This window comes from Streptomyces erythrochromogenes (assembly GCF_040684695.1).
GTDB classification, from domain to species: Bacteria; Actinomycetota; Actinomycetes; order Streptomycetales; family Streptomycetaceae; genus Streptomyces; species Streptomyces erythrochromogenes_C.
Genome location: NZ_JBFBGM010000011.1, coordinates 173,225 through 195,316 on the forward strand (window position 1 = coordinate 173,225; position 22,092 = coordinate 195,316).

Below are 22,092 nucleotides of genomic sequence, written 5' to 3' on the forward strand. Positions count from 1 at the left end.
GCCGGTGTCACGCGTGACGCGTGACACCGGCGCGGTAGGAGCGATCAGCTGCCGGCGGAGAGGTTGCCGGAGAGGGCCGGGATGTTGCTGGCGATGTGCGAGAGGGCCTCGTCACCCTTGGCCTGGGTGGAGTTCTCGGCGCACTGCTGGTTCTGCGGGTTGGACAGGACGTTGACGTCCTGGACGCCGACGTTGGCGAGGACCGCGAGCAGGGACTGGGCGTTGACCTTGGCCGGCAGGCCGACGCAGAGCTTGTTGAGGGAGCCCTGGATCGGGGCGAGCTGCGGGCTCTGGTTGCCGCGGGTCTCCGCGTTGCCGTAGATCTGCGCCGAGTCGTTGCCGTTCACGGTGTTGACGCCGTTGTCGTTGCCGATCGCCATCGCGGGCGAGGCGGCGGCGGCGCCCGCGCCGAGCACGGCGGCGGTGGCGGCGGCGGTGGCCATGAACTTCTTGAGCATCTGGGGGATCCTTCGGTCGCACTGTCGCGTGTGATAGCTGCCCACGGCGGGACGCGCTGATCAACTGCTGACGGTGCCCGGGGTTATGCCCCGTCACCCGAGTGGCCCAATGGCCTGCCGGGCGGCCGGCCCCGCCGCGACGGCGGCGGGGCCGGTCCCGCGGAGTGCGGAGGTCAGCCGCTCTTGCGGCGGACCTTCTTGTTCTTGCCGCTCGCGGCGCTGCTGGAGCCCTGGACCTTGGCCCGGTTCTGGTGCGCCTGCTGGGAGTGGGCCTTCGCGGCGTTGCGCTCCAGGGCCTCCCGGAACCGGCGCTTGGCCGCTTCGGCCGGGGATTCGTCCTGCGGGGTGCCTGCTTCGTCAGCCATGTGTCCTCCTGGAGTGATCAAGCGGCCCCAGTCTGTCAGTCGCCGTACGCGCTGACCAGCGAGTTCCTGGATACTCCAAGGACGCCTTGGGGAGGTTATAAGCTTGGGTTATGAGGGCATAAACCGACACCGGGTGCTGAGTTAGGCTTACCTTCGTTTAGGGTTCCCTTTGATCCGACTTGATCCACCTTGCCGTCGCTCGAAGGGAACCTCTGCCATGCCTCGCCCTCTGCGGGTAGCAATCGTCGGTGCCGGCCCGGCCGGCATCTATGCCGCCGACGCGCTGCTGAAGTCCGAGGCCGCCGTTGATCCCGGTGTGTCCATAGACATCTTCGAGCGCATGCCCGCGCCCTTCGGCCTGATCCGCTACGGAGTCGCGCCCGACCACCCGCGCATCAAGGGCATCATCACCGCCCTGCACCAGGTGCTCGACAAGCCGCAGGTCCGCCTCTTCGGCAACGTCGACTACCCGACCGACATCAGCCTCGACGAGCTGCGGTCCTTCTACGACGCGGTGATCTTCTCCACCGGCGCCACGGCCGACCGCGCCCTCGACATCCCCGGCGTCGACCTCGACGGCTCCTACGGCGCCGCCGACTTCGTCTCCTGGTACGACGGCCACCCGGACGTGCCGCGCACCTGGCCGCTCCACGCCGAGAAGGTCGCCGTGCTCGGCGTCGGCAACGTCGCCCTCGACGTCGCGCGCATCCTCGCCAAGACCGCCGACGAGCTGCTGCCCACCGAGATCCCGGCCAACGTCCACGACGGCCTCAAGGCCAACAAGGCCCTCGAGGTGCACGTCTTCGGCCGTCGCGGACCGGCCCAGGCCAAGTTCAGCCCGATGGAGCTGCGCGAGCTGGACCACTCGCCCAACATCGAGGTCATCGTCAACCCCGAGGACATCGACTACGACGACGGCTCGATCGCCGAGCGGCGCGGGAACAAGCAGACCGACATGGTCGCCAAGACCCTGGAGAACTGGGCGATCCGCGACATCGGCGAGCGGCCGCACAAGCTCTTCCTGCACTTCTTCGAGTCGCCCTCGGAGATCCTCGGCGAGGACGGCAAGGTCGTCGGCCTGCGGACCGAGCGCACCGAGCTGGACGGCACCGGCAACGTCAAGGGCACCGGCCGCTTCACCGACTGGGACGTGCAGTCCGTGTACCGCGCGGTCGGCTACCTCTCCGACGAGCTGCCCAAGCTCCCCTGGGACGTCGAGTCCGGCACCGTCCCGGACGAGGGCGGCCGCGTGATCGACGCCGGCGGCCCCATGCAGTCGACGTACGTGACCGGCTGGATCCGCCGCGGCCCGATCGGCCTGATCGGCCACACCAAGGGCGACGCGAACGAGACCGTCGCGAACCTGCTCGCCGACCACGCCGAGGGCCGCCTGGGCGTCCCGGCGGCGCCGGAGCCCGAAGCGGTGGAGGCCTTCCTCGCCGAGCGCAGCGTGCGCTACACCACGTGGGAGGGCTGGTACCGGCTGGACGCGGCCGAGAAGGCCCTCGGCGAGCCCCAGGGCCGCGCCCGCGTGAAGATCGTGGAGCGCGAGGGAATGCTCGACGCGAGCGGCGCCTGACCACAGGGGGCCGGGACCCGGACGGGTCCCGGCCCCTTCGCGCGAGCGGCGGCCCGCCGCCGTCCCCCGTACGGGGGACGATCGCGCCGGAGCGGAATGCCGCGCCGCCCACGGGAGTTGGACACGAGCACGACGGACGACCCCGAGGCACTGGAGAGCTCATGAAGATCGGCATCATCGGCGCGGGCAACATCGGCGGCAACCTCACCCGCCGGCTCACCGCCCTCGGACACGAGGTCGCGGTGGCCAACTCGCGGGGGCCCGAGACCCTGACCGCCCTCGCGGAGGAGACCGGCGCCACCCCCGTCACCGTGGCCGAGGCGGCGCGCGGCGCCGAGATCATCGTCGTGACCATCCCGTTCAAGAACGTGCCCGACCTGCCCGCCGGCCTCTTCGACGGCGCCGCCCCGGGCTTCGCGGTCATCGACACCGGCAACTACTACCCGCGCCAGCGCGACGGCCGGATCGCCGGCGTGGAGGACGAGGGCCTGACCGAGAGCCGCTGGACCGAGAAGCAGCTCGGGCACCCCGTGATCAAGGCCTTCAACGGCACCTACGCCCAGGACATCCTCGACCGGCACCGGCCGGCCGGCGCCGCGGACCGGATCGCGCTGCCCGTCGCGGGAGACGACGAGGCGGCGAAGAAGGCCGTGCGGCACCTCATCGAGGAGCTCGGCTTCGACACGGTCGACTCGGGCGGCCTCGACGACTCCTGGCGACAGCAGCCCGACACCCCCGTCTACGGGCTCCGGGAGGGCGTCGAAGGGATCACCCGGGCCCTCGCCGAGGCCTCCCCGGAGCGCCCGGAGGGCTTCCGCGGCTGACGGGAGCGGGCCGGCGGGAGCGGGCCGGCGGGACGCTGTCCGGGCAACGGGACGATCGCGGGCCGTCCGTAAAGGGTCCGTGGAACGGCCGGCCGCCGTGTTGCGTCTCTGCGGCAGACGGAGAGGCCGGACCGGCACGGTCGGACGGCGGCGAAAGGGCGGGGCGGTGCGGGAACGCCGAAGGTCGGGAGCGGGGCTGGTCGCCCTCGCGGTGGGGCTGCCCCTGGTCGTGGCCGCGATCGTGATGGCCGTCGTGTTCACCGGTACCGGCGTGGTGGGGCGCAGCCCACTGCACCGGGCGGTGGACCAGTACCTCGAAGCGGTGGGCGGTGGCGGACCCGCACCGGCCGCCACCCCGCCCGCCGCAGCCGGCAGCGGGTGCCCCGGCGGCGCCCCGGACCCGGCGGACGCCCTGCGGGGCATCGCACCCCGGTTCGGGCACCGCATCGTGTCGTCCACGGAGAGCGGCGACAGCGCGGCCGTCAACGTGGACCTCGTCCCGGCCGGCGGCGACCCGGTCGCGGTGCTCCTGGAACTGCGCCGCACCGGGGACCGTTGGGACGTCTGCGCGGCGTCCACGGGCCGCATGGCGATCGACCCGTTCTGAGTTCCCGGGTTCCCCGGGCGCCCGCGGGGGGTCAGGAGTCCCGGCCGCGTTCCAGCACGCCGCGTACGAAGGCGGCCTGGCCGGCGTGCTGGAGGTCGTCGGCGAGTACGCTGACCAGGCGCACGCCGAGGGTGACCGGCGGGTCCCAGCGCTCGTCGACCACCCGGTCCAGGTCGGCGGCCGCGAGTCCCCGGACGAAGCCCAGGCTCTGCTCGTGCACCGCGTCGAAGTAGCCCAGGAGCAGCTCGCCAGAGTCCACCTTCACCGTGCCCACCTGCCGCGCGGAATGGCCGTAGCCGGTGGACGCGGCGGGCAGGGGCAGGGCGAAGCGGTCCGCCCAGCCCCCGGCCTGCCACACCTGGTCCAGGCCCGCAGCGGCCGCGACGTGGTCGTCCTGGATCCGGGTCAGGTGCCAGACCAGCCAGGTGATCGAGTTCGCGGCCGGGTCGACGCGGGCGTTCAGCAGGTCCGCAGGCGCCCCGTCCACGGCCTCGTGCACGACCTCCCGGATCCGACCGAATCCGTCCGCGATGACGTCCGTAGCCTTCATGCACCCACCATGCAAGGCGCGGCGGCCCGCCCGGCGCGAACGACACGCGGGGGCGGGCCGCCGGGCGGGCGGTCTCGGGGTCAGCCGACGGCGTCGGCCTTCGCGGGCTCGGCGGCGGTCTCCGCGCCCTGCCCGGACTCGGACCGGGCCGGCTCGGCCGCGGCCGAGGCCGGGCGTGCGGGGGTCGCGGCGACGGACCCCCGGCCCCCGCGCAGGCCGAGCCAGCCGATCAGCCCGACCAGTGCGAAGGCCGCGGCCCCGATCACGAAGGTGAGGGTGAACCCGGACTCCGCGGGCAGCGGGGGTACCCCCGCGGGAAGGTGCTCGATGGTCTTGGACGCCAGGATCGTGGTGACGACGGCACTGCCGATCGCGCTGCCCGTCGAGCGGGAGATCGAGTTGATGCCGTTGGCGATGCCGCTCTGGTGCGGCGGGACGCTGGACATGATCACGGCGGGCATGGCGGCGTAGCCGAAGCTGACGGCCGCACCGACCACCAGGCCGGAACCGATCACCGAGAAGGCGTGGCCGTGGTCCACGGCGAGCCAGGCGAAGCCGGCCGCGCCGAGCACGGCGGCCATGCCCAGGGCCACGCGCGGACCGCGGTGGCGCACGATCTGGCCGCCGATGGGCGAGGCCAGCAGCGAGACGATCGCGCTGGGCAGCAGGAACTGCACGGAAGCGCGCAGGATCGAGGCGTCGAAGCCGTAGCCGGTGAGCGCCTCGGGCATCTGCACCAGGTACGAGACGCCGAGGAAGCTCGCGAACATGCCGAAGCCGACGAACAGGCCGGCCAGGTTGGCCATGAGCACCGGGCGGTGCACGAACATCTTCATGTCGACCAGGGGCTCGCGGACCTTGAGCTCGGTCACCACCCACACGGCCGCCATGACGGCGGCGCCGGCGAAGCTGCCCAGCGTACGGCCGGAGGTCCAGCCCCACTCGTGGCCCTGCGAGATCGCCAGCAGGAGCAGCAGCAGCGCGGCTCCGAGGGTCAGGGCGCCGAGGAAGTCGGTGCGCCCGCCCGTCTTGGTGCGGGTGGCGGGAACGAGGAGGACCACGGAGAGCAGGGCGAGGACCGCGAGGCCGGTCGCCATCCAGAAGGCGTTGCGGTAGTCCGCGTCGGGTCCCGAGGTGAGCAGGCCGGTGGCCACGAGCGCCAGGCCGCTGCCGAACGCGAGCGTGCCGCTGACCAGCGCCATCGCTCCGGGCAGCTTCTGCGGGCGGACCTCTTCGCGCAGCACCGAGAGCGCGAGCGGGAAGATCGCGGTGGCGGCGCCCTGGAGGACGCGGCCCAGGATCAGCAGCGGGAGCGAGGAGGCCAGCGCCGTGAGGACGGAGCCGGCGACCATCACGCCGAGGACGGCCACCAGGGTGGGCTTCTTGCCGTGCTGGTCGCCGAACCGGCCGAGGAGGGGCGTGAAGACCGCCGCCGACAGCAGGGTGGCGGTGGTCACCCAGCTCACGTTCGCGGTCGAGGTGCCGAGGTCGTCGCGGATCAGGCCGAGGATGGGGACCGGCAGGGTCTGCATCATCGACACGACCATCGCGGCGAGGCTCAGGGCGAAGACGATGACCGTCTCGTTGCGCTGCCCGGAGGCAGGGGCGGCTGCGGATGGGGTGCTCATGGCTGGGGGGACCTTCTTCGTGTTTCGGAGCTGAGGAGCTTCGGAACCCAGATGTTTGATGTCATCAAGTAACTCGATCGAAGGTAGAGGTCGATATTTCAGGTAGTCAAGTAAACAATTGATAATGTGAAGCATCCTGAGTAGGCTCCAGGCATGAGCGAGACCGCCATCCACCCCACGAAGGTCCAGCTGCTGGAGCTGCTGGCCGCCATCGGCACCGCCCAGTGGCGCGAGTTCGCCGCGGCCGCGGCCCAGTACGGCCTCACCCCCACCCAGGCCCGGGTGCTCGCCCAGCTGGACGGGCCGGTGCCCATGCGCGGCCTCGCCGCCCTGCTGGTCTGCGACGCGTCCAACGTGACGGGCATCGTGGACCGCCTGGAGGCCCGTGAGCTCGTGCGCCGCGAGCCGTCCCCCGCCGACCGCCGCGTGAAGAACGTCGTGGCCACGGAGGCCGGCCGGGAGGTCATCCGCCGGGTGCGGGAGGAGATGCAGGCCGCGCACGGCGCGCTCGACTCCCTCGACGAGGCCGAGAGTGCGACGCTCTACGCCCTGCTGGCCCGTCTGCGGCCGTCGATGGAGAAGAGCTAGTCTCGACCTCCGTGGACATCCTTGAGAAGATCAACGGCGTGCCCGTCCTGATGTGCGGGGCCGAGGGCGAGACCATAGCGGGTGAACGCGAGGCCCTGGACTGCATCGGCAACGCCTCCTACCAGGGCGCCGAGTGGGCGGTCATCCCCGTCGAGCGCTTCGACGAGGCGTTCTTCCGGCTGAGCACCCGGGTCGCGGGCGAGATCATCCAGAAGTTCGTCCAGTACCGGGTGGGCCTCGTCGTCCTCGGCGACATCTCCCGCCACACGGAGGCCGGCACGGCGCTGCGGGACTTCGTCCGCGAGTGCAACCGGGGCCGCCAGACGTGGTTCCTCGCCGAAGCCGGGGAACTGCGCGACCGGCTGGCCGGGACCGGGGCGTGAACGGCGGCGACGTCCGCGTCCTGCGCGCGGGCGACCGCCCCGCCACGGTGTGGAAGAACGGCGGGGGCGTGACCCGGGAGATCGCCGCCTGGCCCGCGGACGCCGACATGGACTCGTTCCGGTGGCGGGTGAGCCTGGCCGAGGTGGCCGCGGACGGCCCCTTCTCGGCCTTCCCCGGGATCGACCGCACCCTCACCCTCGCCGAGGGCGCCGGCATGGACCTCGTGGTGGCAGGCGTGCACCGGCTCGTGGCCGAGCGCTTCGCGCCGCAGGACTTCGCGGGCGACGAGCCGACCGACTGCCGGCTCGTCTCCGGCCCCGTCGTGAACTTCAACGTGATGTACCGCCGCGGCGCGGCGACGGCCGAGACCGCCGTCGTGCGGGGCCGGCTCACCCTGGCCGCCGAACCCGGCGAGACCCTGCTGGTGGTCGCCCTGGACGGCCCGGCGACCCTCGAAGCGGCGTGGGGCCCGGGCCACGCCCTGGGCCCCTACGACGCGGCCCTCGCACGGGGTGCGTTCACCGGACGTCTGCGGACCGACGGCCGCGCGGCCGTGGTCCGCCTGCGGTAGCCCGGCCGGCCGCCCGTACGGCGGGCCCGGGTCAGCGGGTGCCGAGCTTGACCCACTTCGCCGTGCTGGGGACGCCCTTCGCGTCGAGCAGGAAGAGCATGTAGTACCCCGGCGGGGCGTCGGCCGCCGTTGGCGGGGTGCGCAGCCCGATCCGGTCGCCCCGGACATCGGTGAGCCGCAGGTCCAGGTGGCGCTGGCTGGTGTTCACCGAATGCGTGACCGTCGTCGGCGCCAGCAGGACGGCGCGCTTCACGTCCTTCGCCGTCGAGCTGGAGACCTGGAAGGCCGTGTTGTACCGGAGGTCGCCCGCCGGGACCCGGTCGAGCGCGGGGCGGGCGCCGCGGTGCAGATAGGCGGGCTCGTAGAGCTCGATGCTCCCGTCCATCCCGTCCGCGATGTCGGGATCGTTGGCGATCTGCTGGAGTTCGTCGCCGGTGACCATCATCCGGCCGTCCGGCAGGACCAGGGCGTTGGAGTGGTAGCCGCGGGGCAGCCGCTGGGCCGGTCCCGGCGTCCAGCGGCCGCGCGCGTCGCGCACCTCGATCTGCCGGTACTTCAGGTCGGCCTCCGGATTGAACGGGCCGTGGCCGTAGTCCCGGGTGTCCAGGGCTCCGTTCACGGTGAGCAGCGTGCCGTCCGGCAGGATCAGGGTGCCGTCCTGGGTGCGGCCGAAGGCCCTGGGCTCCTCGGTCGTCCAGCGTCCGCCGGACAGCCGGTAGGTGTGCGGGTCGCGCGGGTCGCCCCCGAGGACCAGGACGGAGTCCGGGCCCCGGAAGCCGGCCGGCAGCGGCACGGCCGAGCCGTAGCCCCGGAAGTCGGCGGGCCGCCGAGGCAGGTCGCTGCGCACGTCCTTGACGGGGTCGAAGAGCCACTGCTGGTCGGCGTCGCGGCCGAGGCCGTAGACCATCCCGTCGCGCAGCGAGAAGAGGTGCGGGTAGTCGTTGCGGAAGGGGGCGTCCGAACGGAGCCGCTCGGCGGGGACGCCGGCCGGGATGTCGTACGGCCGCCAGGGCACGCGGTGCCCGAGCGCGGGGAACCGCTCCACCACCGGGGTGGGGGTGCCCGTACCGCGCTCGGACTGGCCGGACATGATGATCTGCCGGCCGTCCGCCCCGGTCACGACGGAGGGGTACCAGCGGCCGACGGCCATGTCGCGGTTGCGGAACCACTTCTCGGTCCACGGGTCGAAGACGAAGGACAGTCTGGCGCCGCTGCCGCCCTTGCCGCCGACGTTGCCCCCGAAGACCCCGACCATCCCGTTGGGCAGGTAGGAGTGCCCGGCGCAGAAGAACGGCGCCGGGCGCGGGGAGTAGGTGCCGTCGGGCACCAGCACCACGGGTGGCGGCACGTTCCGGAAGGCCCGGGCCCCGGTCCCCGCGGCGGGGTCCCAGAGCCAGGCGCGGCCCGCGTTGGTCCGGCCGACGGTGTTCGTCGGCCCGGTCTCCTTGGTGGGGTCGGCCTCCACGCGCTCGAAGGAGAACAGCAGCACCTTGCCCGTGGGCAGCAGGGCCACGTGGACGCCGAAGTCGGGGGAGGGGAAGAACTGCGTGAAGCGGCCGAACCGGGCGGCGTCGAAACGGGCGTTGGTCCTGCGCTGGGACTCCTCCAGCGAGGCCAGGCTCGCCGTCCGCCTCGACTGCGGGTAGCCCCGGGTGCCCTCGGCGGCCCGGCGCAGCCGCGCATGGGCGCGGGCGTGCTCCTCGCCGAGCACGGCGGCCTCGTCGCCGGTGTGGTGGACCGCGGCCCGGGCCGGAGCGGGCGGCCCGGCCGTCGGGACGGCCAGGGCGGCCGCCAGGGCCAGCACCGACAGGACGGCGGACCGTGGTGCGCGGGACATGGGACTCCTCACCGCAGGAGGGCCCGGAGCCGAGGCCGGCTCCGGAACCCGCTGGTGGCCTGAAGGATCTCGGAGATATTAGGACAAAGGGCATGTCCGCGTGGCTGCGACCCGGCGCGACCGGGGCCCGCCGAAGGCCTCTTGAGGCCGTTCGGCGGGTGGATATCATGCGGTTTATCGTTTCTGCGGTGAATCGTCTCGGCCGTCGAAGGCCGCAAGAACTGCCTGCTGTCCCTCGTCGTGCACACCCCCGGTCGAAGGCCCCGCGTCAGCCCGACGCGCGCTGCACCAGGGCCGTCTCGGTTATCACCGGGCCCGGGGCGGTCCGGCCCTCGCGGCCGTCGGCCAGCCGCTCCATCAGCAGCCGTGCCATCATCCGGCCCATGCCCTCGATGTCCTGACGCACCGTCGTCAGCGGCGGGTCGGCGCTCTCCGCCACCGGTTCGGCGTCGTCGAAGCCGACCACCGCCACCTCGGCCGGAACCGCCCGGCCGCGCTCCCGCAGCACGCGCAGCGCGCCCGTCGCCATCAGGTCGTTGCCGGCGAACACCGCGTCGATCGAGGGGTCCCGGTCCAGGAGTTCGGCCATCGCGCGGGCCCCGCCCGCCGCGGTGAAGTCCCCGACGGAGACCAGCTCGGGCTCCCCGGACGGGAGCACGTCGTGGTAGCCGCTGAGCCGGTCGGCCGCCGAAGTCTGGTCGAGGGGACCGCAGATGTGCGCGATCCGCCGCCGCCCCTGCGCGAGCAGGTGCCGTACGGCGTCCCGGGCGCCCCCGCGGTTGTCGGCGTCGACGTACGTCACCCTGTCGTCCTCGCCCGGCCCGGCGGTCCAGCCGGGGCGGCCGCCGTACACCATGGGCATGCCAATACGACTGGCGATGGCGGGCAGCGGATCGTCGGTGTGCAGGGAGAAGGCGAGCGCCCCGTCGACATGGCCGCCGGCCAGGTACCGCTCGATGCGGTCGTAGTCGCAGAGGTCCTCCACCAGCAGCAGCACCAGCTGGGTGTCGTGCGCCGTCAACTCCTTGCTGATACCGCGTATCTGACGGGAGAAGAAGGGGTCCGAGAAGATCCGGGCCTCGGGCTCGGGGATGATCACCGCGACGGCGCCGGTGCGCCGGGTGACCAGCGTGCGCGCCGCGTGGTTCGGGATGTATCCCAGCTCCTGGATGGCCGTCTGCACCCGGTCCGCGAGATGCGGGCGGACACCGTCGCCGCCGTTGACCACACGGGAGACCGTGGCCCTCGACACGCCCGCGAGCGCCGCGACGGCCTCCAGGGTGGGACGGCTGCCGGAACGCGGTTCGGGCACGTGATTTCCTCCATGATCCACAGGCGGTGGCCTCGCCGAACAGAAGGGTAACGGGTGATCAACGTACGGTGTGAGGTCAGGTGGGCGGCGGCGTGCGTTCCGGCGGCACCGCCGCCCCGCCCGACCCCGTGCACACCCGCTACATGTGGGACTGGCCGTAGTAGTGGCCGAAGCGGTCCATGAAGTTCGGCTCGCCCGCGTACTTGGCCTCGTCGTAGTCCGGCGCGTTCTTGATCTGCTCCTTCGTCAGGTTGAGGAAGACCTTCTCCTCGGCCGTGTCGATGCGCTCGACGACACCGGCCGGCAGGAGCACGTGTTTGCCGAAGATCCAGACGCCCGTGTCGACGACGATGTGGGAGGCCTGGAAGTCGGCGGAGTGCCTGTCGACCTTTCCGATGTGGCCGTCGGTCGCCTCGACCTTGTAGCCGACGAGATCGATGCCGCTGTGGTGGCCGGCGTCGTCGCGGTATCCCCAGATGTCCTTCTCGCTCACGGCTCTCGCCTCTCTGTACGGGGGCGGGGTCAGGTGGGGCTCGGCCCGGGCAGACCGCGCAGGGCCCGTAGCCGTACGGCCTCCGCGGAGTGCGGGGTCACGGCCCGGCCGCGCGCCTCGCGGGCGAACAGCTGTGACGCGCAGGCACTGCGCATGGCCTCCAGGGCACGCATCTGCTGCTCGGCCCGGCGGATGAGCTCCTCGATCAGGGAGGTGTCGATCCGCGGGTCGGTGCGGGCCAGGCTGCGCAGCGAACGCCAGCAGGCCGCCTTGCCCTCCACGCCCATGCGCAGCGCTTCGAGTTCCAGGACGTCGCTGAGCGGGGAGCGGGACAGGATCCGTCCGTTGGGTTTCAGCCAGCCCACCCTCTCGGCGAACCGGCCGAGGGCGGCGCTCGTCCGCATCACGGGTACGTCGAGATCGGCCATCACGGTGCGCAGGCTCGCCCGGTCCTGCGCCACCTGCTCGGCCAGCGACTCCAGGGAACTGCCGAGGGCTGCGCCCCGGTGGGCCCGGGCGGCCCGGCGGAGCAGCTCCACGCCGCCGTTCGCACCGGTCAGGTGGTCGTTGAGGTAGATGGCCAGGAAAGTCGGGGCACGGCCCGTGGGGGGCCTGTGGCTCCGCTTGCGGCTCCGGCCGCGGCTCGGGTTCACTCCGCCTCCTCAGGGAGCCCGCCGGGGCGCGGCGCGCCGTGCCTCGTCCGGTCCCGTCCAGCGGGTGTCCCGGCCGGGCCCGGACTCCGCAGGCCGGTCGAGGCGGCTCGCCTCGTCGGTGTCCGCGGCCCGCGTGGTGCCGTCCTCCTTGCCCTTCTTCCCGGCGCGCGGCCCGGCGTGCGGTGCCCGGTGCCGGTCCTCGTCGCCGTGGTGCAGCGGTACTCCGCCCGCTCCGCCCTGGTCGTCCATGACAGCTCCTCTCGTGTTCCCGGAGCCTCCCCTCACCCGGGGCGCGTGCCCGGCCGCGGGGACGGGAAACCTGGGAAACCCTCTTCGCACGCGGCACCGCGCTCACGCGGCCGCCGTCGTCATCGCCAGGCTGTCGACCACGTCGGTCAGCCTTCCGCGCCGGTCACGGGCGGCGCGCTGACGGGCCGCCCCGCCGCCCTCCGTACGCAGCCGGTCCAGCAGCGTGTCCACCAGGTGCAGGTCGCCGGCCGCGGCGAGCCCCGGTCCGGCCCGCTCGCGCAGCCGGTCCAGCATCTCCCACGCCGGCACGTACGCCCCGCCGACCGGATCGAGGCCCTCGCCGCCCCGCAGCCCGTGCAGGGCCGCGAGCCGGTGGGCCTCCCGCAGCCGTCCGCACTCGAGGAAAGGCGGCGGCCTGCCATCGTCGCGCTCCGGCAGCAGCACCCCGGCCAGCCCCCGCAGGAGCGACGCCAGCAGGACGACCGTGTCGAGGCGGGCGTTCACGTCGGCGACGCGAATCTCCAGCGTCGGCACGTGCTCGGACGGGCGGGCGTACCAATAGATCATCCGCCGGTCCAGCAGGGCCCCGCACTGCACCAGATCGTGGGCGATGCGCTCGTACGAGGCCTCGTCCAGGAAGGGGGCCGGCCCCACCGTGGGCCACCGGGCGTGTTCGACCGCCCGCCAGCTGGCGTGCCCGGTGTCCCTGCCGCGGTCGAAGGGGGAGTTCGCGCTGAGGGCCTGCAGCGTGGGCAGCCACGGCCGGAGCCGGTTGGCCAGGTCCAGCGCCTGCGCCCGGGAGGACACGCCGATGTGCACGTGGCACCCGCACACCGGCTGGTCGCGGCCCGCCACGGCCGAGGCGAAACGGACCGCCATCCGCCGGTAGCGGTCGTCCGGGGTGATGGTCAGCGGATGCTCCGGCGGGATCACCGGCGTACCGGTGCCGACGAGCAGGCAGTCCTGTGCCTGCGCCGCCCGGACCAGCTCGGCCCGCAGCCACGCCAGCTCGGCCCGCAGCACGGCCGTGCTCGACGTGGGGCCCGTGCACGATTCGACCTGCGCGGTGAAGAACTCCGGCTGGACCAGTGGCCCGAGCCGGCCCGAGGCCGCCGCGATGACCCCTGCCGCGCGGCCCACCGGAGCCCTGCTGCGACGGTCGACGAGCAGGAACTCCTCCTCCACGCCCATGGTCGGCACGGTGGCCGCGGCGGAGCAGGTACCTCCCGGTCCGAAGGGCGCGGGGGTCCGGCTCCCGTGACGGGGCGCCGACGTGTGCACGGCCAGTGACATGGGGGTCCTCTCGGTGAGGGTGGGCGCCGCCGGCCACCGGTCCGCGACCGGCTCGACCGAGGCGGTGGTGCCGTCCTTCCAAGGCCTCCTCCGTGCTGCCCCTACCCACCGGAGCACTCCTCACCCGGGGGCACGGCCGGGGCTAGAGTTCCGGAATGAAGGGGAGGTAGTCCACGTCCCGGCCGGACGGGACGACCGCGTAGCTGCTCTCCGGGAGCTCGTTCCACACGCCCGGGAGGTCTCCCAGCGGCTCGGAGACCACGATGCGCGTGTCGTCCGACACCTCCCTGAGGTAGTCGATCTCCGGATAGAGGTGCCGGACCGTGTCGGCCCGGCTGCTGTAGTACAGGGAGCGCGACCTGCCCTGGCTGGAGTACCGGAAGGCCCACACGCGCTCGCCGTCGCTCACCGCCACCGTCATCTGCAGCGGCTCCGCCACCCCGTGCTCCTTGCCGAGCCGTTCCACGAGCCCGGCCATCCTCGCCACCGCACCCGGGGGGTCCTGGTCGAGGCCGTAGGTGACCGCGAGGTAGAACATCACCTCCGAGTCCGTGGACCCCTCGATGCACGCGAACAGGGCCGGGTCGACCGCCATGCACAGATCCCGCTGGAGCCGGTGGAAGTCCCCGATCGCCCCGTTGTGCATCCACAGCCAGCGCCCGTGCCGGAACGGATGGCAGTTCGTCTGCTGGATCGCCGAGCCGGTCGAGGCCCGTACGTGCGCGAAGAACAGCGGCGAGCGGACGTGCGCGGCGAGCTCCTGGAGGTTGCGGTTGTTCCAGGCGGGCCCGATGTCACGGAAGACCGCGGGCGTGCCGTTGCCGTCCGCGCTGTACCAGCCGAGCCCGAAGCCGTCGCCGTTGGTCGACTCCACACCCAGCCGGGACCGCAGGCTCTGGTTGATCAGTGAGTGCTCGGGGCGGTAGAGCACGGTGTCGAGCAGCACGGGCGTCCCCGAGTAGGCGAGCCACCGACACATGCGCACCATCCCTTTCGCGGCCTGCTCCGAGCGTAACTCCGCGGGCGGCGCCCTTCCCGCGGGACGGCGGGCGCGCCGCGCGCCCGCCGGGCCCCCGGCAGCCGGACGCGGGCACGCGGGGCGCCGTGCCATCCTCAAGGTATGACGCACGACGTCGTGCCCCCCGACGACGGTGCCTCACCCGAGGTGCTCGCGCTGGCCAAGGTGGTGTCCAGGCTGCGATCGGAGATCGCCGACCTGGAGGGCGTCGCCGCGTCCACGGCCGTGCTGGAGCGGGCCAAGGGCGTCCTGATGGCCCAGACGGGGATCTCCGACGACGCGGCCTACGAACGACTGCTGGAGCGCGCCGCCCGGCGCGGCAGCACCCTCATGGAGGAGTGCTGGCTCGCCCTGGGCCGGATCCGGCCAGGCCCGCCCCCCGCCTCCCCGGCCGACCCGTCCCCGCCGCCCGCCCCGGACCGGCTCCCGGCCCGGCAGCAGCCTGCCACCGGCTCCGCGGGCCCCTGCGACGGCCCGCCGGAGGAGGACGGGCTGCGCCCGCTGCTGGCCCGCATCGCGGAGTGCCTGGCCGAGGCGGGCGACGAGGGGGACGTCGCCGAGCTGCTGCGGGCCGTGCTCGCCGAGGCGGTCGGTGTGGACGCCGTGATGATCTACACGGTGACGGCCGCGGGCAGCCTGGAACTGACGGGACACGCCGGCGTCGACCATGAGCTGGCCGACCAGTGGAGCCACGTTCCGCCGCTCAGCGGAGTCGCCGCCCTGGAGGCCATCGCCGCGCGGCACCCGGTGTGGCTGGAGGACCCGGTGCACGACGCGCGCCGCTACCTGCTCATCGGCAACCCGCCCGAGCGGTGGCCCTCCCGCGCCTGGATCCCCGTACCGTCCGACGGGATCGCACGGGCCGCCGTGGGGTTCCTGCGCACCCGGCCCGGCCCCTTCGACCCCGGCACGCGGACCCTGCTGCGCAAGGCCGTGCGGCTGTGCGGCGGGCTGCTGCGCGCCGCCGGCCGGCCCGACGACGGCGGGTCCGAGGGCGGCGGGTCCGGGGGCGCCGCGGCCCCCGACGACGTGGAACAGGTCCAGCGGATCCTGGACGTGCTGTCCGGCCCCGCCGTCCTGCTCACCCCGCTGCGTTCGGCCACGGGGGAGACCGAGGACTACCGGATCGACGCGGCGGCGCCGGAGTCGGTCGACGTGACCGGACGCCGGGGCAAGGAACTCATCGGCCGGAAGGTCCTGGAGACCTACCCCACCGTGGCGGGCACCGCCCTGTGGGAGGGCTACCAGGACGCGCTCGCCTCCGGCGCGGTCTACGAGGGCGAGCCCTTCCGGTACCAGGAGGTGGGCGCCGGATTCCCCCAGGAGTCCGTCTACTCCGTCCGGGCCACCCGTCTGGGCGGACGCCTGCTCGTCTCCTGGATCCGGCACGACACCAGCGAGCGGGAGATCCGCAGGCTGGCCGACATGCAGCGGCTGGGCAACCTGGGATGGGCCGACTGGCACCTGACGACGGATCATGTCGTCTGGTCCGACCAGGTCTACGCCATCTTCGACCGCGAGGCCGCCCTGGGCCCGATCGGCCTGGAGGAACTGCCCCGCCACGTGCTGCCGGAGGACCAGGCGAGGCTCGGCGGTGCCGTCCGACGGCTCCTGGGCCTCGGACATGCCCTGGACCAGCCCTTCCGGATCACCACCGCGGACGGCGTACGGCACCTGCGGATCGTCGTGGAGGCGCAGACCGACGCCAACGGCACCCCGGTCGAGGTCCACGGCTTCTTCCAGGACGTCACGGCCCTGCGCGACGCCGAACTCGCGCTGCGCGAGAGCGAACGGGCCGTCCTCGTCCAGCGAGGCATGCTCCAGGCCGAACGGGCCCTCGCCGCCCGGCTCCAGTCGACCCTGCTGCCGATCCCCGAGCAGTCCCTGGAACTCGCGGGCCTGTGCGTCGGCGTGGCGTGCACGCCCGCCGACAGCGGGGTCAACGTCGGCGGCGACTGGTACAGCGCCATCGAACTGCCCGACAAGAGCGCGCTCTTCGTCGTCGGGGACGTCGCCGGCCACGGCCTCGCGGCCGTCGGCACGATGGCCCAGCTGAGGTTCACCGCGAAGGGCATGGCCATCACCGGATCACCCCTCGTCGACGTCCTGCGCCGCCTCAACAACCTCCTCCTGCACACGGATTCGGAGCCGACCGCGACGGCCACGATGGTCATCGGGCGGTACCAGCCCGACGGCCGGCGCCTGACCTGGGCGCGGGCCGGACACCTGCCGCCCCTGCTGCTCCGCGGCGGCCGTGCGAGGTTCCTCCCGCAGCCCGACGGCTGCCTCCTGGGCGCCGCCCCCGACTCCGTCTACCGCCAGGCCGTCATCGACCTCCTGCCCGGCGACCGCCTGCTGCTCTACACCGACGGGCTCGTGGAGGAACCGGGCGAGGACATCGACCTCGGACTGGACCGGCTGGCCGAGGACGCCCTGAGGCTGCTGCGGGACGGCCTCGACGAGGAGCTGGCCCGCACGCTGGCGGGCCGGCGCCTGGCCAACCGGGACGACATCTGCGTCCTGGACGTCCACGTCCCGGACGAGGCGTGACCCCGTCCGGGACGTCCGGCTCCGCAGGTCGCCGTGATCGGGCCCCCGACCACCCGCCGGATCGGCGAACGCCCGGGCATCGACGCCGACTTCGACGCCGTCTTCGCGGACGCGGCGTCGGCCGGCGCGCCGGCCGCGCCCGCGAGCAGGTATTCGGTCAGTGGCCGAAGTCGAACCAGTTGACGTTCACGAAGTCGGCCGGCTGGCCGCTGGTGAAGGTCAGGTAGACGTCGTGCGTGCCCGTGACCGCGGTGATGTTCGCCGGGATCGTGCGCCAGCTCTGCCAACCGCCGGTGTTCGCGACGGAGAAGCTGCCGACCGGGGGCGAGGTACGGCTGTCGAGCCGTACCTCGACGAGCCCGCTGACCCCGCCCGCGGCCCCGCTCGCGACCCGGCCGTGGAACTGCCGCGCCGGGACGGAGCCGAAGTCCACGCCCCGGAACAGGGCCCAGTCGCCGTTGCCGAGGGCCGCGAGGTTCCGGCCGCCGCCCGTGTCCGCGGAAGCCTCCTCGGCCACCCCCGACTGGCCGTCGTAGGACTCGGCCTGGATCGCGGCGTACGCGTCGCGGTTGCCGGACGGCGGGGTGGTGGGTGGCGTGGTCGGGGGAGTGGTGGGCGGCGTCGTGCCGCCCGTGGACCGCAGGACGGAGACGTGGTCGACGACCATGGCGTGGCCCGGTTCGGTGCCGGCGTCGGGTCCGCCGCCGAAGGCGTCGGGGAAGCCGCCGCCCATGGCGACGTTGAGGATGATGAAGTAGCCGTGGTCGGTGGCGTTGGTCCAGGTCGTCGCGTCGACCTGATCGGCCCGTACGGTGTGGAAGGTGAAGCCGTCGACGGAGAAGCGCATCTGCTCGACCGCGGTCGAGCGGTCCCACTCGACGGCGTAGGTGTGGAAACCGGCCTGGCAGGTGGCACCGGGGCACACGCGTTGGCCGCCGATGCCGGACGTCTCGTTGCACGGACCGCCCGGGCTGGTGCCGCAGTGCACGGTCGCCCAGACGGTGTTGAGGCCCTGGACGTTCTCCATGATGTCGATCTCGCCGACGCCCGGCCAGTTCCACCAGTTCCCGCGGTAGGGAGTGCCCAGCATCCAGAAGGCGGGCCAGTAGCCCTTGGCGGCCGGACCCGTGACGTTCGGCATCTGGATGCGGGCCTCGGTGCGCAGGATGCCGCCCGCCGGGGGCTGGAAATCGCCACGCCGGGTTTCGACGCGACCGGACGTCCACCGGCCCGCGGCGTCCCGCCGGGGGGTGATGCGCAGGTGGCCCGCGCCGTCGAGGGACACGTTGGCGGGGTCGGCGGTCATCGTCTCGATCTCGCCGGTCCCGAAGTTGGCGGGACCGCCCGGGTAGCTGGTGCCCGTGGTGTACTGCCAGTCGGCGGTGTCCACCCCGGAGCCGGCGGGGCCGTCGAACTCGTCCAGGAACACCTGGGACCAGCCCGCCGGAGCGGCGGGAGCCGCGGCACTGGCGGGGAGCACGACGCCCGCGGCGGCGGCCGCCACCAGGGCGGTCGTACCGATCGCGGCCAGCACGGCCCGCCGTAACACCGCTCGTTTCCTGCCGGATGTCTCGCGCATGGGTGCCCTCTCTGAAGCGCGCGCCGAGGCGCGGGTGCGGGGGGAAGCAGAGCCTGGTCCACCGTTCTGAGAGCGCTCTCAGAACGGTGGCCACTGTGCTCCGCGCCCCCGCCACCGTCAAGAGCCGCGACACGCGTCTCCCCGCCGGGTACGACCCGGCGGGGAGACGGTGACACGGGGAGAGGGGCCGGTCAGCCCAGGTGCCCGAAGAGGTCGACGACGACGTGGGCGGATCCCCAGCCGAGGTTGGCGATCTCCACCTTGCCGTCGGCGCCGACCGGCACCGTGACGAGGTTCGCGACGGTCCGCCCGGCCGTCCAGTTGAGGTTGGAGGAGTCGGGGCGGGTGGTGCCCGAGGGCCAGACGGTCAGGTGCCCGTCGGACTTCGGATCGGTCACGGTCACGTTCAGCACGACCGCCTTGGCCCGGCCGAGTTCACGGTTTCCGGAGAGGTCGAGCACGGTGCTTCCGCGTGCGGGGACCGCACCGGAGGTCCGGGTGTCCAGGACGCGCCGGGGCCCGGCGGCGTGGAAGCCGGCACCGGCCGCGTCGTCGGAGTAGTAGCCGAACACGTCGGCGATCAGGTGGGTGGTGCCCCAGCTCGCGTTGAACAGCTTCACCGTCCCGTCCGGACCGACCGGGACCACCACGTGGTTGGGCACGGTCTGGCCCGCCGTCCAGTTGAGGCTGGAGGAGTCGGGGCGGGCGGCGCCGGACGGCCACACCGTCAGGTGCCCGTCGTCCTTGGGGTCGGTGACGGTCACGTTCAGCACGACGGCCTTGACCCCGGACTGCGGCACACCGCCGCGGCCCGCGACCTGGAGCGTCACCTCGCTGCGGGCCGGCACCGGGGTGGTGCCGGGCCGTCCCACCGCGGTACGGGAGTCCAGCAGACGGGCCGGGCCCGCCGCCGTGAAGGTGCTGCCCGAGGCGTCGGCGGAGTAGTAGCCGAAGACGTCGGCGATCAGGTGTGCCGTGCCCCAGCCCGCGTTGCGCAGGTTGACCCTGCCGTCGGCGCCGACCGGGACCACGACCTGGTTCGGCACGGTCCGCCCGGTCGTCCAGTTGAGGTTGGAGGAGTCGGGGCGGGTGGTGCCCGAGGGCCAGACGGTCAGGTGCCCGTCGGACTTCGGGTCGGTGACGGTCACGTTCAGCACGACGGCCTTGGCCCCGGACTGCGGTACCCCCGCCCGGCCCGCGACCTGCAGCGACACCTCGCCGCCGGCCGCGACCGGGGCCGTGCCGGCCCGGCCGAGGCCCGCCCGGGTGTCCAGCAGCCGCGCCGGGGACAGCGTGGTGAAGCGGTCGCCGGCCTGTGCGGCCGGGATGCCGTTGTTGGCCACGTGGACGCGCTGCCCGTCCGCGTCGGTCCACACGATGTTCGACCCGGTACGGTCCACCGCCCAGGAGCGGTTCGCGTGGCGCTGGCGCTTCCACTCCGCGCCCTGGGCGAGGGTGCGGACCTGTACCGTGTCCTCCCCGCCCGAGGCCTTGATGCCGTCGTGGAAGTCGAGCAGCAGCAGCTTGCCGGTGGCCAGGTCCTGGCGGACCAGGTAGCCGTCGCCGAGCAGCGACTCCCGGCCCCAGACGCTGTTGGTCCAGTCCTTGCTCATCACCGGCACCGAGAGGGTCTGGCGGGTCGTGGTGTCGTACACGCCGCTGGTGCGCACCGTGCCCTGATCGTCCTGGCAGGCCCAGGCGACGTAGCGTCCGACGGCCTCCAGCAGCGTGGCCGGGCACGGGGTGGTGAAGGTGCCGCGGTCCGTCTCGCCCTTGATGTCACTGGCGTAGACGGTCCTGTCGTTCTGCCGCGAGAGCCAGAGCGTGTCGCCCTGGACCGCAACACCGGTCGCCTGGGTGGTGAACACCTGGGCGCGGGCGTCGAGATCGCCGATGACCACCTGGTGGTTGGAGGTCAGGTTGCCGTACGCGGTCTGCGCGAGCGCGACGTAGCGGCCCGCGGCGTCCGCGGTCCGCAGGCCGTCGACCTTGCCGGTGGGGACGGTGCCCGCCCAGTCGCGGTTGCCGGCCTTGCGGATGACCGCGGCCTCCCGCTGCACTGGGTTGTACTCCAGGTACCGGTCGTCGCCGGTCGAGCGCAGACCGACGCACCCGGCGCCGTGGCTGGAGCAGTCGCTGATGGCGTGGGTTCCGTCGAGGTACTCGAAGGTCTTGACCGGCGTCGGGTCGTTCGAGATCCGGTAGCTGCGGTACGCGCCGGTGATGTCGCCCGGCTGGAACTGGACGGTGTCCGAGGCGGTGGTGAGCACGCCGCCGCCGATCGAGAGGCCGAAGACGGTGGCCGGCGCCGCGGGGACCTCCGTCAGCGTGGTGGCCTGCGGCTCGGCGTCGCCGGCCACGGTGAGCCGCCGGACCGTCACCTCGGGCTGGCTGCCGTACTGGGGGGCCTTGGGGCTGCCGATCGCGAAGAGCGAGCCGTCCGGTGCGGGCAGCAGCTGGGAGTCGGCGAACTCCAGCAGGAACTTCACGACTCCGGAGTCCGAACCGACGGGCGTGAAGTGCAGCGGGCGTCCGCGGTCGTCGCCGGAGGTTCCCGCGACGGTGTCGGTGCCGATCAACCAGTCGCCGAGCATCCGCAGTTCGCCCGAGACCGGGTTGAGGTAGGTGGAGCTCAGCACGGTCTGCGGCTGCGCCCGGTCGAGTGCGTCGACCATGTTCCGGTCGTCGGTGCGCAGCACCTTGCCCTTCGCCAGCCGGAAGCTGTGCGTGAACTCGAACTGTCCCTCGTCCGGCAGCGCGGTGGTCCGCCCGGTGGCGACGTCCACCAGGACGGAGTGGCTGAGGTCGTCGAGGCGGTGACGCAGGATCAGCGAGTCCTGGTCGCCGTCGTGCACGGAGGGCGCGAGGGCGGCGTCGGCCGGCAGCGCCACCTTGGTGCGGACCGTGGAACCGCCGTCCAGCCGGTTCAGGAACCAGCCGGTGACCGCGGAGTCGGTGCCCTCGAAGGTCAGCACGGTACGTCCGTACGTCCCCGAGTAGCTCTGTCCGGCGGGGATGGTGACGGTGCCCAGTGCGGCCGGCTTCCCGGTGGCCAGGTCGAACAGGTCGACCTTGGCCGGTGCCTGCGCCGTGGCCGCCGTGGGGACGGCGACCGTGTCGGAGGAGGTTCCGTAGCGGTGGTCGGGGGCTCCGTTGTGACCGCGCGACGGCCGGCCCTGGTCGAGGTCCGCACTGACCGGGGCGGGCAGGCGCAGGCCGGTGTCGGTGGTGGCGCCGGTGTCGTACCGGGTCCATAGCAGCCGGTCGCTGCCCTCCCGGGCGTGCAGGAGGCCGGTGTCGCCGGCCACGAAGAGCGGGTTCCGGGCGGGGAGGCCGCGCGGGGCGGCGGGCAGCACGAGCTCGGCGGGTGCCGCGGCGGGGGCGCCGGCGGGAGCCGCGGCGGCGGCCGCCCCGGCTGGGGCGGCCGCCAGCAGTGCGGCACCGGTGACCAGGGCCAGCGCGGCGGCTCCGAGCCCCCGGCGCGGGCGTGACGTTCGTAGTGCGGTCGGTTCCACAACCACCCTCTCCTGGGTGAACACGGGGAGAGGGGGACG

General features: G+C 73.3%; 20 protein-coding genes. 7 read left to right on the forward strand and 13 right to left on the reverse strand.

Annotated features, from left to right (window positions below):
* Window positions 1-44: 44 nt before the first annotated feature.
* Both AB0O53_RS18730 and AB0O53_RS18735 read right to left on the reverse strand, forming a co-directional pair.
* Complete coding sequence (locus AB0O53_RS18730; RefSeq protein WP_365196802.1) at window positions 45-458, reverse strand: rodlin; 414 nt, start codon at window positions 456-458, stop codon at window positions 45-47.
* Between the two features lie 173 nt (window positions 459-631).
* On the reverse strand, window positions 632-823 hold the full coding sequence (locus AB0O53_RS18735; RefSeq protein WP_350993475.1) for a DUF5302 domain-containing protein: 192 nt from the start codon (window positions 821-823) through the stop codon (window positions 632-634).
* 217 nt (window positions 824-1,040) lie between these two features.
* Here AB0O53_RS18735 and AB0O53_RS18740 point away from each other — a divergent pair, with 217 nt between their 5' ends.
* From AB0O53_RS18740 to AB0O53_RS18750, 3 genes are all read left to right on the forward strand, one after another.
* A complete protein-coding gene (locus tag AB0O53_RS18740; RefSeq protein WP_350993474.1) occupies window positions 1,041-2,402 on the forward strand; it encodes an FAD-dependent oxidoreductase in 1,362 nt (453 codons plus the stop codon).
* A gap of 161 nt (window positions 2,403-2,563) precedes the next feature.
* Window positions 2,564-3,226, forward strand: a complete 663-nt coding sequence (locus AB0O53_RS18745; RefSeq protein WP_350993472.1) for an NADPH-dependent F420 reductase — start codon at window positions 2,564-2,566, stop codon at window positions 3,224-3,226.
* Between the two features lie 166 nt (window positions 3,227-3,392).
* Complete coding sequence (locus AB0O53_RS18750; RefSeq protein ID WP_365196807.1) at window positions 3,393-3,833, forward strand: hypothetical protein; 441 nt, start codon at window positions 3,393-3,395, stop codon at window positions 3,831-3,833.
* A gap of 31 nt (window positions 3,834-3,864) precedes the next feature.
* Here AB0O53_RS18750 and AB0O53_RS18755 read toward each other — a convergent pair whose 3' ends face one another.
* Both AB0O53_RS18755 and AB0O53_RS18760 read right to left on the reverse strand, forming a co-directional pair.
* Window positions 3,865-4,383 (reverse strand): mycothiol transferase, encoded by a 519-nt coding sequence (locus AB0O53_RS18755; RefSeq protein WP_350993468.1) that lies wholly within the window; start codon window positions 4,381-4,383, stop codon window positions 3,865-3,867.
* An 80-nt stretch (window positions 4,384-4,463) separates the two neighbouring features.
* Entirely contained in the window at window positions 4,464-6,011 is a 1,548-nt protein-coding gene (locus AB0O53_RS18760; RefSeq protein ID WP_350993466.1) for an MFS transporter, read from the reverse strand.
* Window positions 6,012-6,164: 153 nt separating this feature from the next.
* Here AB0O53_RS18760 and AB0O53_RS18765 point away from each other — a divergent pair, with 153 nt between their 5' ends.
* The 3 genes from AB0O53_RS18765 to AB0O53_RS18775 are packed head-to-tail and all read left to right on the forward strand — an operon-like array spanning window position 6,165 to window position 7,554.
* Window positions 6,165-6,599: a MarR family winged helix-turn-helix transcriptional regulator gene (locus tag AB0O53_RS18765; RefSeq protein ID WP_350993464.1), complete on the forward strand. Its 435-nt coding sequence runs from the start codon at window positions 6,165-6,167 to the stop codon at window positions 6,597-6,599.
* Between the two features lie 11 nt (window positions 6,600-6,610).
* The gene (locus tag AB0O53_RS18770; RefSeq protein ID WP_350993462.1) at window positions 6,611-6,982 is read left to right on the forward strand and encodes a DUF4180 domain-containing protein; all 372 of its coding nucleotides are present in this window, start codon (window positions 6,611-6,613) and stop codon (window positions 6,980-6,982) included.
* On the forward strand, window positions 6,979-7,554 hold the full coding sequence (locus AB0O53_RS18775; RefSeq protein WP_365196812.1) for a HutD/Ves family protein: 576 nt from the start codon (window positions 6,979-6,981) through the stop codon (window positions 7,552-7,554). Before AB0O53_RS18770 ends, AB0O53_RS18775 begins: the two co-directional genes overlap by 4 nt.
* Before the next feature lie 31 nt (window positions 7,555-7,585).
* Here the strand turns inward: AB0O53_RS18775 and AB0O53_RS18780 are convergent, their stop codons facing one another.
* The 7 genes from AB0O53_RS18780 to AB0O53_RS18810 form a co-directional block, all read right to left on the reverse strand.
* Window positions 7,586-9,391, reverse strand: a complete 1,806-nt coding sequence (locus AB0O53_RS18780) for a galactose oxidase early set domain-containing protein (protein ID WP_365196815.1) — start codon at window positions 9,389-9,391, stop codon at window positions 7,586-7,588.
* A gap of 268 nt (window positions 9,392-9,659) precedes the next feature.
* Window positions 9,660-10,703: a LacI family DNA-binding transcriptional regulator gene (locus AB0O53_RS18785; protein WP_350993456.1), complete on the reverse strand. Its 1,044-nt coding sequence runs from the start codon at window positions 10,701-10,703 to the stop codon at window positions 9,660-9,662.
* Window positions 10,704-10,842: 139 nt separating this feature from the next.
* Complete coding sequence (locus AB0O53_RS18790) at window positions 10,843-11,196, reverse strand: PRC-barrel domain-containing protein (RefSeq protein ID WP_350993454.1); 354 nt, start codon at window positions 11,194-11,196, stop codon at window positions 10,843-10,845.
* Window positions 11,197-11,225: 29 nt separating this feature from the next.
* Window positions 11,226-11,849 (reverse strand): hypothetical protein, encoded by a 624-nt coding sequence (locus tag AB0O53_RS18795; RefSeq protein WP_365196820.1) that lies wholly within the window; start codon window positions 11,847-11,849, stop codon window positions 11,226-11,228.
* A 9-nt stretch (window positions 11,850-11,858) separates the two neighbouring features.
* Window positions 11,859-12,098, reverse strand: a complete 240-nt coding sequence (locus AB0O53_RS18800; protein ID WP_350993450.1) for a hypothetical protein — start codon at window positions 12,096-12,098, stop codon at window positions 11,859-11,861.
* A gap of 102 nt (window positions 12,099-12,200) precedes the next feature.
* On the reverse strand, window positions 12,201-13,289 hold the full coding sequence (locus AB0O53_RS18805; protein ID WP_350993448.1) for a carboxylate-amine ligase: 1,089 nt from the start codon (window positions 13,287-13,289) through the stop codon (window positions 12,201-12,203).
* Between the two features lie 244 nt (window positions 13,290-13,533).
* Window positions 13,534-14,370, reverse strand: a complete 837-nt coding sequence (locus tag AB0O53_RS18810; RefSeq protein WP_350993446.1) for a class II glutamine amidotransferase — start codon at window positions 14,368-14,370, stop codon at window positions 13,534-13,536.
* Between the two features lie 141 nt (window positions 14,371-14,511).
* Here AB0O53_RS18810 and AB0O53_RS18815 point away from each other — a divergent pair, with 141 nt between their 5' ends.
* The gene (locus AB0O53_RS18815; protein WP_365196825.1) at window positions 14,512-16,959 is read left to right on the forward strand and encodes a SpoIIE family protein phosphatase; all 2,448 of its coding nucleotides are present in this window, start codon (window positions 14,512-14,514) and stop codon (window positions 16,957-16,959) included.
* 157 nt (window positions 16,960-17,116) lie between these two features.
* Here the strand turns inward: AB0O53_RS18815 and AB0O53_RS18820 are convergent, their stop codons facing one another.
* Window positions 17,117-18,538 (reverse strand): glycoside hydrolase family 16 protein, encoded by a 1,422-nt coding sequence (locus tag AB0O53_RS18820; protein WP_365196828.1) that lies wholly within the window; start codon window positions 18,536-18,538, stop codon window positions 17,117-17,119.
* A gap of 191 nt (window positions 18,539-18,729) precedes the next feature.
* Window positions 18,730-22,053: a hypothetical protein gene (locus AB0O53_RS18825; protein ID WP_365196831.1), complete on the reverse strand. Its 3,324-nt coding sequence runs from the start codon at window positions 22,051-22,053 to the stop codon at window positions 18,730-18,732.
* Window positions 22,054-22,092 lie beyond the last annotated feature (39 nt).